Genomic DNA, 12975 nt, shown 5'->3' with positions numbered 1-12975 from the left:
CGCATAAACGAGGGGAGGGTACTACGATTTGTAGTACCCTTTTTCGTATGCCCGCTACAAAAGTTAGCACTGAGCAAACTTCGCTTTTACTACTACAATGAAGTAAGAACGGAGGGGGCATGATGCAGGCGCCTAGAAAAAAACAACCAGGACGAGCGCTGCTGCTCGTTGACGGACAATGCCAGCTGTGCAGCAAAATCTCGCAATTCGTTATTGCACGTGATCCGGAAGCCTACTTTCGCTTCGCTGCGCTGCAATCGCCAGCAGGGCAATATGTGCTGGAAGCGTATTTGCTGCCTCCGAGCGACTTGGACACCTTCATCATGATCGAGGATGGCTGCTGCTACACAAAATCGGAAGCAGCACTGCGCGTCTTGCGGCAATTAAAGGGACTTTGGCCACTGTTATATGGCCTAATAATCCTTCCTGCTTTACTGAGAAACGTTGTTTACGATTGGATTGCGGCTAAGCGCTATGGTTGGTTTGGAGAAGTGGAGCATTGCTTGCTTCAAAATGCAGATCAGCGATTCCTTTTAATAGAAGAAAGAGAGGAGGCAGCTCCCTATGTCAAATAAGCGAAGAGATAAGTCGATCTATGTCGAAACGACCATTCATACCGATCTGGATACGCTTTGGAACTACACGCAAATTCCGAGCAATCATGTACAGTGGGATATGCGCTTTACAGAAATTTTATATTTGCCCCGCCATACGGAAGAAGAAATGCAGAAATTTCATTATCAAACACGCATCGGCTTTGGACTTGCGATAGCGGGCACAGGAGCGACTCGGGCAAGGTGGATAGAAAAAGAAGAAAATCAATCCCGCCTGTCTACCCTTTCCTTCAGCTCGGAGCAGAAGCTGTCGCTGATTAGCAAGGGAAGAGGCTACTGGCAATATACCGAGCAAGGAGACGACGTCATTTTTCTCACCCGCTACGATTATCAAACGCGCTTTGGAGCTGCCGGTCAAATGTTTGATCGCCTCCTATTTCGCCCGTTATTCGGCTGGGCAACCGCCTGGAGCTTCGATGTGCTCAAAATATGGCTGGAGCAGCACATTCCGCCTGCGGCAACGATTCAGCGCGCACTCATTCATTATGTGAGCCTGGCGCTGCTCGCTGTTCTATGGCTTTATCAGGGCATTGTGCCCAAGCTGCTTTACCCGGAGACGGGAGAGCTTGCACAAATACACGCCTCGGGGCTATTTTCAGGCTGGGAGCAGCAGGCGCTCGTCCTTCTTGGGCTCGGTGAAGCGGCGCTGGCCATTATTTTCGTTGTATTTCATCGTTTTCCGATCCTTTATTGCTTGCAGCTGGTCCTGCTTCTGCTCTTGCCGGCCGTTGCTCTGGCGAACAGTCCAGAACTGCTGCAAGCCTCCTATAATCCGGCAACCATAACGATTCCGATGATTGGCCTATGCTTTGTAGCGTGGAGGACATGCAAGGATCTGCCCAATGCGTCGCGCTGCTTACGCAAACCTAAGGCAAAAGCTAAATAATAGAAGGGGGACATTTACGATGGCTTCGATTTATGAGCAAGTGTTAGGAGCGGACTTTGCAAAGCTGCATCCCCGCATTCAAGAGCGGTTTGGCTTCAGCAGCACGGAAGGCATTGCTTCGATTGGCGAAGGCGTCATGGAGGAAATTTGGTACAGCAAGCGGGTAGCCATCCCGCTTTATATTGGCAGCTCGCGCCATATTATGTTTCCGCAGGGAGGCAGACAGATTCCGTTCACGATTGGGAATTATGCCTATGCAGACCGATTCGGCCGGGAAACGGTAACATGGAACAGAACCTTCAAATTTCCGCAAAAAATACGAAGATTCGACGCTACGATGATTTATAGTCGAAAAAACAATAAAATTGTCGATTATTTAGGAACGAAACAGCATCTCGCTGTAGACCTCGATATTTCTGCCGTACCGGGAGGAGGCATTCGCATCCGTTCAGGCGAGCAGCGCTTCTATGAGCGATTTCTGCAGTTTCGTTTTCCGCGCCTGTTTACTGGCGAAGCCAATGTAACGGAGTGGTATGATGATGAGCAGGAGAAATTTCGAATTTCGGTGCAGGTGGACAATCCGCTGCTGGGTACGATTTTTCGTTATACGGGCTCCTTTCAGGCATATTTCATCGATACCGGCAAGCAGCCGATTCCGCTTGATGCGAAGCCTCTTCGCGAGGAGCGCAGGGAGTAGATTCACAACTTGTTCAAAGTATGAATGCGTATTTCTCCCGCCTTGCTGGTATGATTAGGATGTGTCTGAAGATCATTTCGCCAGGAGGTAACACAGATGTCAACCCATACGATGAAAACAGCGATCGGACGGCTGCGCCTGTTCGGCATAACGGAAGGGATTTCGTTTTTGGTGCTGCTCTTTATTGCCATGCCGCTAAAGTACGGTGCAGGCATTGACGAAGCGGTTGCAATTACAGGGATGCTGCATGGCTGGCTGTTTGTCATCTATCTAATCGGCATTGCCAACGCTTTTTTCGTCAAGCAATTATCCTTCTTTCATTCTTTTTTGGCAGTTGCTGCTGCCTTTGTACCATTTGGCCCATTTCTACTGGATCGCAAGCTGCGTTAATAGAGGTAAATGCGATAAATGTCTCATTTGTACATGCAGTCTGGTGCCCCGCACTCGGGGAGCCAGACTTTTTCTTATATGCCGTGCACTTTTAGTAAAATTTTTTGAAAAACGGTGTCTTAAGCACTAGTACGATTAAACCGAGATATGCTATGTTATTTCTATGATTCATCCAACTCCCAATAGAGAACGAAGAAGTATTTTTTGGAAATCTATCCAAAAGAAGAGGATTTCTCCAAATCGTGTGGAAACTTACTTAACCAGTATTTGAGACATGACGAATAAGAATCCGAGGTAAATGAATGCAAAATTCAGTATTTTTCAAAAGTGTGATAAACTCTGATTCGATCTTGGATTCTATTGGGTTGTTAGGGCAATACCTGGAGACATTGATCGGTTGCCAGCATATTTGTTTATTGCTGCCGCACGATAATGGGCGAAATAAGCTTATACCATATTCTTTCAAAATCAATCAAACGGATCTGAAGCTGCTGCAGCAAATGGCGATAGACACCGATTTATTTTCAGACATGTCCTCGGGCATGCACCTCTGTATAACGATGAGCAGCGCCAAACCTGCGATTAAACTCCTGTCCATGACAACTTTCCAATCGCTATATACCTTTCACCTAAACCGTTCTGTCTATGGCGCAATTTTATTGTGCTTCCGTTCCCCAGTTCAGTTGACAGACGAGCAGCTTCACATCTGCCAGATGGTTACAATGCAAATGGAACAGTTAATCGAGAAAATTTATTTTCGCAAACAGGTGTTGAAGCAGCAATCCTACGAAAATTTGGTCAACACATTGCGGATGAAGGATGGCTTTACGCTTAATCACTGTTATAATGTGGCCTTCTACGCATCTTTGTTGGGCGCCAAAGTAGGGGTTGATGCTGAGCAGCTGGAGCAGCTCAAAATCTCGGCACTGCTGCATGACATTGGTAAAATTGCCATACCGGATTCGATACTGCTCAAGCCTGATCGACTGACGGATGACGAATTTTCGGTCATCAAACAGCATCCTGCAATCGGTTACGAGCTGCTCAAGGATTTGCCTGATGTTCAGAAAATATTGCCTGTCGTACGCTGGCATCATGAGCGTATTGATGGCAGTGGCTATCCGGACGGACTCAGCGGGGATGATATTCCTTTGCTTGTGCGGATTGTCAGTCTGGCAGACGCCTTCGACGCCATGACTTCCACGAGAGTGTACAGGCACTCCCTGCCTGTCTTCGAGGTTCGCAGGCAGCTGGAAATCAACGTAGGCAAGCAGTTTGACGGGCGGCTTGTGCAGGCATTTCTGCAAATGCTTGATGATCATATGATTATGGACAGATTGGTTTGGGATGAGTGATTTTATAGTGAAGAAGGTTGGGGACATATATGCGCAAGAGGATTTTTATTGTCGACGATGAGCCTCACAACATCCATATACTCCGTGTTTTCTTGACATCGCTGAATTATGACATTTATGTAGCCGAGAACGGCAGGCAGGCGGTGGAAATGATTGACGCTGTTGCGCCGGACTTGATTTTACTGGATGTTATGATGCCGGATTTGTCGGGATTTGAGGTTTATAAACGCTGGCTGGACAAAGATGATTTTGATGTGCCGATCATTTTTCTGTCTGCCAATGTGCAGAAGAAGGCGATGCTGGAAGGCCTTCAGCTGGGCGCATTCGATTATTTAACCAAGCCTTATGATCTCGATTTGCTGGAGATGAAGGTGTCGATTGCCTTGCAGCAAAAAATGAAGCTGTTCAATTTGAAGAAGGATAATGAGCAGCTTGCAGAGCTGGCTTATGTGGACGCACTAACGGGGCTTTACAATCGTACATATTTGGAAGTGGTCGCTCAGCAAATTAAAGACGGAGATAAGCATTATGAGTCCGTTCTGATGATCGACATGGATAATTTTAAAACGATTAACGACACCTTCGGCCATATGATCGGCGACCAGACGCTTCGCGACATTGGAAACATCCTGTACCAGGTGATGTCTCCTTATGTGCATGTGACTTTCCGCTATGGGGGAGATGAGTTTCTCGTTATATTGCAGGATAGCGGGGCAGCGCTCGAGGCGGCGGAAGCCATTATTGCGGCTGTTGATCAAATACAGGTCGGCCATCCTTCTCAAAAGCAGATTCAAGTTTCCGTTAGCATCGGAGTGTCATACAGCTTAGACTCTAGCACCCTTCATCAGATGATATCGCAAGCGGACTCTGCATTGTTAGGCTCAAAACGAGGCGGCAGGCACCAAATAACGGTGAAGTAATCTACGATGAATGGATGATGTGAAGTGATGGAATTAAAGAGCTTCAAGAAGCTTTTTCATATGACCAAGATTATTAACTCGCAATATGAGCAGTCCGAAATTTTACAAGTGTTTGTTGATGCAATAGCGAGCGAGATTACCCAGGCCGACCTTGTTGGCTTTTTTCTCAAGCAGCCGGATGGAACGTACAAGGGCTATAAAGGCAATAAAATGCCTGTCGATATAACAGAGCTAATCATTGATCCATTGAAGGACGCTTTCGTTCACGATATTATGGAGAATCGTACGATTGGCTACATTCCCGATACGAGCAAAGACAATCGCATTGACGATACGAAAAAAAATCTGCTGAGCATCAAGTCGATTCTCGGGATTCCGGTTATTGTCGATGATAAAATATTCGGCCTTGTGTTCGTTCATGACTTTGGCAAGCCTATGAATTTAACGCAGGAGCAAATGGATGTAACGGAAGCGTTCGTCAATATGGCCAGCGTGGCGATCCGCAATTTGCAAATGTTCGAGCAGTCGCAGGAGCTGCTGGAGAAGCAGCAATTGCTGCTTGATGCAACGAAGTCGCTGTCCAAATCGCTGTCCGTGCGCGAAGTTTTGAAAACCTGCTTTTATTATATGCAGCGTGCCAGCGGCTCCGATGATGTTGCCATTCATCTGTTCAATGAGAAGGATCGGACAGTCGAGCCTTTCCATCTCTCTTCTCTGAATGTGAAGGAGGAGGACTGGCGCGGGAAGCATCGTGATGTAATCAAGCTGAACATCGACAGCGACAAGCTGTTTTACGAAGTAATTATGCACAAGAAGGCGATTTTCATTCCGGATGTTTTTGCGGACGAGCGTCCTAATCATAAAGCGTGTGAAATGTTTGGTATTAAAAGCTTGCTCGCGATTCCGCTTGTTGCCAAGGGCAGCGTATTCGGCATTATTGCTATTCCGTCAATTCATAAACCTACAGCATATGAGGAAGGCAAAATAGAGTTTTGCCATTCCATTGCTGATGTAACGGCAACGGCTTTGTCTAATGCTCTGCATACCGAGCATTTGGATCAGGCGGTGAGCGAGCGCTCGATGGAGCTGCAGCAGGCGAACTTCAAGCTGGAGGGGCTTGTCAAGGAACTCGAATACTTAAACGAACTAAAAAATGATTTCATTGCAACGCTGTCGCATGAATTGAGAACGCCAATCACTGCAATCAAGGGCACCGTCGATATTTTGGGCAAAGGGCTGCTTGGTCAATTAAACGATGCGCAGCATGATTTGCTTGATACGGCGGGCAGATCCATTGAACGTTTATTAAATCAGGTAAACGAGCTGCTTGATTTTGCCAAGATGGAAAATGGGAAATTTGAGCTCAGCTACAAGGTTGCCGATTTCAATGATTTAATTCATGAGGCTGCACGGATCGTCCAGTCGCTGGTCAATAAGAAGAAAATCAACCTGGAAATAGAAATCGAAGAGACGGCCGACATGATTATTCAGGCCGATCGGGAACGCATTTTGCAAATATTGCTGAATTTGTTGTCCAATTCGGTGAAATTTACGCCGCAGCAAGGCCAAATTACGATCCGTGCTTCTTCTGACGATGAACATTTGAAGCTGGAAGTATGCGACAATGGCATCGGCATACCGCTTGAGAAGCAAAAAAATATTTTCACGAAATTTTACCAGGTTAACAATCAAATTAATGGCACGGGGCTGGGGCTTGCTATCTCCAAGCAGCTGATCGAACTGCATGGCGGTCAAATCTGGTTTGAAAGTAATGAAGGAGCAGGCTCCATATTTACGTTTATGCTGCCAAAAAGGGGGCGGAGATAATGCGTGCTATCGAAGCGGGTCTGCGCTTTTTGATCAAGCAGGGGGTTAAATATATATTTGGCATTCCTGCGGGTTCGATTAATGCCCTTTACGATTGTTTATATGATTTGCCAGAGCTGCAGGCGGTAGTCGCCAAGCATGAGACAAGCTCGGGCTATATGGCGGCAGCTTATACGCGAATCACCGGCATCCCGGCAGTTTGCGTGGGCTCCAGCGGCCCGGGAGCGACTAATTTGGTGACACCAGCAGCGAGCGCATGGAAAGAGAAGCTGCCCGTCATCTTCCTCACTGGCTCGGTACCATCGACGAAGCTGGGCAAAGGAGGCGCACAGGAGCTCGGAGCTGATCCGATTTTTGCGCCTGTCACAAAGCTCAGCCGAATGGTAACGAATGCGGAGGAGCTGCCAGCGGCTATTGCCGAGGCGTATTGGACGGCGATTAGCGGGGTTCCGGGACCCGTGCACCTGTCAATCCCTATCGACCTGCAAATGGCTGATATAGGCGAAATGGTACTGCCTCAGCTGCCATTAATACAAGAGCAGATGGAACCGGTAAATAAAGTGCTCATCAACGCGGCCTTGCAAGCCGTGCTGCAAGTTGGCGAGCGGGGAGCAATCTTGCTCGGACATGGAGCGAAAAGCGCCCCGGCGGAAGTGCTCCAATTTGCGGAGCGGGCAGGCTGGATGGTCGCCACGACGCCGCGGGGCAAAGGAGCGTTCCCTGAGAACCATCCGCAATCGCTTGGTGTGTACGGACTGGCCGGCAATGATAAAGCGGTTGAATTTCTAAACAGCGATGGCCATAAGCTTCTTCTGGTGCTGGGGTCAAGCCTCGGCGAGCTTGCAACCTGCAATTGGGAAGCACGGCTGGCCGCAGGCAAGCAGCTTATTCATGTTGATTATGATGAGCGGGAGCTTGGACGCTGCTATGAAGCGGACATTGCGCTGCATGGTGAAATTGCAGATGTATTGCGCGAACTGAGCGCAGGGCTTGCCCACGCCGGAAGCGGTTTGACCGCAGAGAGAAAAATGCTGCTGGAGCAGCTGCATCTTGCACGGTTAGAGGCGGCGGCGGATGCTTCGGCGATGGAGACGTGGAATACACGTACAGCGATCCGTCTGCTTGGGGCAAACGCTCCGGAGCAAACCCGCTTTTACATCGATATCGGCGAATTCATGACCTATTCGATTCAAAATTTGCTTATTCGTGAGCAGCAGCAATTCGATATTAATATTAATTTTGGCGGTATGGGTTCAGGCATAGCGGGCTCGCTAGGTGCGAAGCTTGCAGAGCCTGATCGTCCCGTGCTTTGCATAACGGGGGACGGCTGCTTTTTCATGCATGGCCTTGAAGTAATGACGGCGAAAGAATACGGTTTGCCAATCGTTTTCGTAGTCATTAACAATGCTCGACTGGGCATGGTATACCATGGTCATATGCTGCAATACGAGCGTTGTCTCAGCGATTTCTCGCAGCAGCGCGTCAGCATTGCAGCAGTCGCACAGTCGCTTGGCATCCGCCATGTGCAAGTCGAATCCACGGAGCAGCTTCAAGCCGAGCACGTGCAGCAGTGGTTTGCTGAAGGCAAAAGTGGACCTATCGTCGTAGAAATTATCGTGGATGGCAATGAAATTCCGCCAATGGGCGAGCGAGTGAAGTTTTTGCAAGGCGCGACGTATTAAGGCTCAAACAGGAAATGGTCAATCTGAAAATAAAAATGCTAAGCCATCGAAAGATAGAGGCTTAGCGTTTTTTATTGTGGACTAGGGTGTGTATTCAAACCGGAGTCAGCCTGCAACTCCTTGCTCTAAGCTTATTCGCTGCTGGAGAACCGATGCCAAACTCATCTGATGACTCAAAAATTAGACTTGAGAACCAAAACATGCGATTGTTACTGAAAACACGATTGCTTAGACCACACAGCTACTTGGGGCCGCTCCCCCTTTTTTGGCGGACTGAGGTTCCGCTATTCTGGATTTTGGCCCGGTTTCAGGCTGTAAGCGGACAGGAATGCCGTTATCCCCCTCATTATCCCATCAAAATGGTCATTTACAGCACAATAGTGGCTCCTGAGTCCGCAGCCCGTGCCTTAACTCATGATTCTGTTGAAATAGCGGCTGCTGTGTCCGCCAAATCTATCTTTGTTCAGGGTATATTCACTAGCAGAGGCCAAACGTTTGACGCTAAATTTGATCACGATCTGGCTTGCTTACGTTTGCATACACGCCCTAGCTAAATTTTAAACTTTTTCACTTCTTCAAAGAGTGCATTGGCATGCTGGGTCAACTCATTTGATCGCTCAGAAATGCTCGAAATAAATTCAAACTGCTCCTGCGTCGAGGAAGCAACTTCTTCCGTCGAAGCTGCGCTTTGCTGCGACATGGCAGCTACACTGGCTATGACCTCCGAAATTTTGCCGGCATTATCGTCCAGCTCCATCGTCGAGACAGAGACGGCTCGAATTTGGCTGCCAATACCGTCAATGGATTGTTGAATTCGCTCGAACGAATCCCGCGTCTCATTTACCGCTGCTACTTGTTGCTCCACAAAACCTTCCGCATGCGACACCTCGCTTACACTCTGACGGCTAGCCGCCTGAATTTCATCCAGCAGCACAATGATGTCGCCAGCGGAGCCAGTAGACTGCTCAGCAAGCTTCCTGACCTCGTCTGCCACGACTGCAAACCCTCGTCCGTTCTCGCCAGCCCGCGCTGCTTCAATAGCCGCATTTAAGGCAAGTAAATTCGTTTGGGAGGCGATGCCGCGAATAATACCGACAATAACTTCAATTTTTTGCGATTTATCTACAAGCAGGGCGATAGACTTGCCAACGCGATCAATCGACTGGCGGTTGTCTGCTGCAAGCTTCACCTGATGATCCACGGCCTGCAGGCCTGCATTCATTGCGCTTCCTGCTTCATTTATCATCGCGACGGATTGTTCCACACTGTGGCTGATGCCGCGGGCAGATTCGCTCATTTCAGACAGCCGCTCGGAGCCTGCATAGACGGAATCGGCCTGCGAGCTTGAGCCTTTCGCCAGCTCTTCCGTTGCCAAGGCAATTTGCTCAGATATCCTGCGCGTATTATTCGTATGCTCGTCCATTTCAATGGAGACGCTGTGAACTTGGCTCGCAGACTCGGCAACCTGCTTGAGCAGGACACCTAATTTATCTGACATGTGATTAAAGGCTGTGCCCAGCTCAGCAAATTCATCCTTGCCTTTTAAAGTCACCCTCCCGGTAAAATCGCCTTCCGACATTTGCTGGGACGTTGCCCGCAGCCTTTGCAGCGGTTTGACGAAGCGCGTGGCTATAAAGTAAGATGCCGCCAAGACGATAAGCAATGTAGCAAAAATAATGACAATATATTGATTACGAAGCTTGTAATAATCGGCAAAAGCAACCTTTTCTGAAATGACGGAGCCTACAATCCAGCCGGTACTAGGTATTTGGTTGTAGTAAAGCAAATAGGTTTCACCTTCAAAGCTGAAGGTTTGCTGGCCCATTTCATTAGCTTGCATGCCTGCAAGAAACGGCTTCAGCTCCGCATTTTCCGCAGCAGATGTATTGACCTGCTGTTCATCAGGATGTGCTAAAATCATGCCCTTCTTATCCAGCAGAAAAGCATAGCCAAGATCATCCAAATTAATTTTTTCTACCGTTTCCGTAATAGTCGAAAGCAGCAGGTCGCCTGCAACGATGCCTTGGATGCCGCCATTTTTGCCGCTTACCGGCATAGCAATCGATACGGCGAATTGTTTGGTCATCGTATCCTGATACGGATCAGTAAAGATGAGCTTGTTCGCTTGTTTGGCCTCTATATACCATGGACGCTGGCGAGAGTCGTAGCCAGTATTCGGCGACCAAACAGCGCCATTCATGAATGTTCCGTCCGATTCGCTGCCAAAGTAAAAGTCAGACATGTTTTCTTTGTTCGTACCGAGATTCATAATTGAAAAATAATTTTCAGTGAGTTCGCCTTCGGGAATGCCTTCCTGAATTGCAAAACCGAGCGTTTCTACTACTTTTGCATTGCTGCTCAGCCAGCTGTCAAGTTGGTTGGCAGCGGAAGCCATTGCTCCATCGAGCTTGGCATCTACCCCGCGGGCAGCCTGCTTCTCAATTTGATAAAGCCCCACCGCAACTAATGGGGTGGCAGCAAAAAGGACTGTTATCGCAAACATTAACATTAATTTCATTTTGAGTTTCATTCAGTCACCTCTATTGAATTGGTAAATTTGTGAATTTGTTACTTAAGGACTATATCGTCAAAGCATGCAATAATATTAATACTAATTTTGCAATAAAATAAATTTTCATTAAAAATCTAATGAAAAATCCGTGTAATAGGATGCTTGATCCATTATTGGAATACTTAAGGTAACCACTTTCTGAAAGCAGGGTCATATTGACCACAGCTGCCGCATACATATAAAGTGGGAGCGAAGTTTCAAGTCACTTGCAGAGGAGAAGCCGGAACGAAGGAGCATTTTGAACAGCAATGGAGGTATGAAAATGAGCGCTGAGCTACTCATTCAATTACTCGTGCTTGTCATCATGATCATCGGGCTGGCGAACAAATCGGGAAAGTCCTGAATGCAAAATGCATAAGGAGGACGGAAAGCCGGAGCATGCGAACGTGCTGCTCCGGCTTTTTGACGTGTTTATTAGCAAGCGGGCATGGGCAGCGGGGAAGACTTGCTTTTCTAACCGAAAGGTTATATACTTACAATTATAAAGTTACAATATAACTCGAAAGGGTGTTTATAATGAACGTAAAAGGAATCCACCATCTATCTGCCATGACAGGCAGCGTATCCTTAAACTATAGCTTCTACACGCAAGTGCTTGGCATGAGACTGATTAAGAAGACGGTAAATCAGGACGATACCTCGGCTTACCATCTCTTTTATGGCGATGAGAGAGGCAATCCGGGTACGGAATTGACGTTTTTTGATTTCCCCGGCATTGGCAGCAATCGTCTAGGCGTTAGCAGCATCTCCGGTACATCGCTGCGTGTAGCAAGCGACAAGGCGCTGGAATATTGGCTTGAGCGTTTTGACCAGCACGAGGTTAAACATTCGGAAATTACGCCATTTGCCGGTCGCAGCGTCATCTTTTTTGAAGATCCAGAAGGGCAGCAGCTTGCTCTTGTCTCGGATGAAACGAACAGCGGGGTTGCAGCCGGAACACCTTGGGATCGAAGCCCTGTGCCGGTAGAATACGGAATTACCGGTCTTGGTCCTGTAAAACTGACCGTCCGCAAGCCTGATTCAACTGTTGACGCACTTAAGCTGCTGGGCTTTGAAGAAACAGGCCGCGTTCCTGCTCTCGTCGAAGGACAGGACGATATTATTATTATGCAGGCTCATGAGGGTGGCTCTGGCTCTGAAATACAGGTAGAGCCGCGCAGCGATTTATCCGTTGCTGGCCTTGGCAAAGGCGGTGTTCACCATGTTGCCTTCCGCATAGAGGATAAGGAAGAACTAATGGCGTGGATCGACGTGCTGAATAAGGCGGGCTTGCAAAACTCCGGCTTTGTGGAGCGCTACTACTTCCGTTCGTTATATTTCCGCGAACCGAATGGCATTTTGTTCGAATTGGCTACAGACGGTCCAGGCTTTGTAACCGACGAGCCTTTCGAGACGCTTGGTGAATCGCTTGCGCTTCCTCCGTTTCTGGAACCGCGCCGCGAAGCAATCGAAGCACGGTTGAAACCGATTGATACGACGCTAAAGTCATAAGGCATAAGGCCTACTGAAATGAGGCTTGCTGAGTTGTCATTGTTCTCCAAATTCTTTTATACTAATGTGTAAAGCGAATGGAATGGGGGAAAAGCATTGAAGCTGACTGAAAATGCGGTACTGATCGTTGACGAAGAAGATGTTTCCGGAAAGTATTGTTATCGTGATCGTGACGCTATAGATTTCGTTGATGGCTTTAAATTTGAAGTGAAGCTTCAGGACATTGTCGTTAAGCCAGGAAGCATTGCCTCTGTGCAGTTTCCAGAAGATTTGTACAATGAACCCGAAGAGATTAAGCAGGCTGTATATACGGCGATTAAGGAATTAGAACAAGAAAATGGGTAAATACTTGCCCAAAAGCTAATAAACACGCAACCCATTTATTAGGTTGGATGGAGCATTCGGAAGCTCTTCCGGATGCTCTATTTTATTTTGTGTTTAAATATAGGATCACCAGCAAAACGCAGAACTTGCCAAGTTAGTTGCCATTCCAGTTCTACAAGATGTCAATTTTACAGGGCTTAGGTCTGGGAAAAAACTA

11 protein-coding genes are annotated in these 12975 nt (G+C 47.7%); 10 read left to right on the top strand and 1 reads right to left on the bottom strand.

The window, feature by feature from the left end; genetic code table 11:
- Positions 1–119: 119 nt before the first annotated feature.
- The 8 genes from ASF12_RS24550 (at position 120) to ASF12_RS24515 (ending at position 8371) form a co-directional block, all read left to right on the top strand.
- Complete coding sequence (locus tag ASF12_RS24550) at positions 120–575, top strand: thiol-disulfide oxidoreductase DCC family protein (RefSeq protein ID WP_063892642.1); 456 nt, start codon at positions 120–122, stop codon at positions 573–575.
- Complete coding sequence (locus tag ASF12_RS24545; protein WP_056040516.1) at positions 565–1500, top strand: DoxX-like family protein; 936 nt, start codon at positions 565–567, stop codon at positions 1498–1500. The genes ASF12_RS24550 and ASF12_RS24545 overlap by 11 nt, the downstream gene beginning before the upstream one ends.
- A 19-nt stretch (positions 1501–1519) precedes the next feature.
- Positions 1520–2197, top strand: coding sequence for a DUF4166 domain-containing protein (locus tag ASF12_RS24540; RefSeq protein WP_056040514.1), 678 nt, complete (start codon positions 1520–1522; stop codon positions 2195–2197).
- Between the two features lie 96 nt (positions 2198–2293).
- Complete coding sequence (locus ASF12_RS24535) at positions 2294–2587, top strand: DUF3817 domain-containing protein (protein WP_056040512.1); 294 nt, start codon at positions 2294–2296, stop codon at positions 2585–2587.
- Between the two features lie 365 nt (positions 2588–2952).
- A complete protein-coding gene (locus ASF12_RS24530) occupies positions 2953–3942 on the top strand; it encodes an HD-GYP domain-containing protein (RefSeq protein WP_162241933.1) in 990 nt (329 codons plus the stop codon).
- Between the two features lie 29 nt (positions 3943–3971).
- A complete protein-coding gene (locus tag ASF12_RS24525) occupies positions 3972–4862 on the top strand; it encodes a GGDEF domain-containing response regulator (protein ID WP_056040508.1) in 891 nt (296 codons plus the stop codon).
- Positions 4863–4922: 60 nt separating this feature from the next.
- A complete protein-coding gene (locus tag ASF12_RS24520) occupies positions 4923–6689 on the top strand; it encodes a sensor histidine kinase (protein WP_162241932.1) in 1767 nt (588 codons plus the stop codon).
- Positions 6689–8371, top strand: a complete 1683-nt coding sequence (locus ASF12_RS24515; protein ID WP_056040504.1) for a thiamine pyrophosphate-binding protein — start codon at positions 6689–6691, stop codon at positions 8369–8371. Before ASF12_RS24520 ends, ASF12_RS24515 begins: the two co-directional genes overlap by 1 nt.
- Positions 8372–8921: 550 nt before the next feature.
- Here ASF12_RS24515 and ASF12_RS24505 read toward each other — a convergent pair.
- Complete coding sequence (locus tag ASF12_RS24505) at positions 8922–10901, bottom strand: methyl-accepting chemotaxis protein (RefSeq protein ID WP_056040501.1); 1980 nt, start codon at positions 10899–10901, stop codon at positions 8922–8924.
- A 558-nt stretch (positions 10902–11459) separates the two neighbouring features.
- On the opposite strand from ASF12_RS24505, the gene ASF12_RS24500 reads away from it, so the two are divergent.
- Both ASF12_RS24500 and ASF12_RS24495 read left to right on the top strand, forming a co-directional pair.
- Entirely contained in the window at positions 11460–12434 is a 975-nt protein-coding gene (locus tag ASF12_RS24500; protein WP_056040498.1) for a ring-cleaving dioxygenase, read from the top strand.
- A gap of 96 nt (positions 12435–12530) precedes the next feature.
- A complete protein-coding gene (locus ASF12_RS24495; protein WP_056040496.1) occupies positions 12531–12779 on the top strand; it encodes a hypothetical protein in 249 nt (82 codons plus the stop codon).
- The last annotated feature ends 196 nt before the right edge of the window (positions 12780–12975 follow it).

The sequence above is a fragment of the Paenibacillus sp. Leaf72 genome (assembly GCF_001422685.1).
Lineage (GTDB): Bacteria > Bacillota > Bacilli > Paenibacillales > Paenibacillaceae > Pristimantibacillus.
The sequence above is the reverse complement of the archived record's forward strand: the minus strand, read 5'-3'. Positions and strand labels throughout refer to the sequence as shown.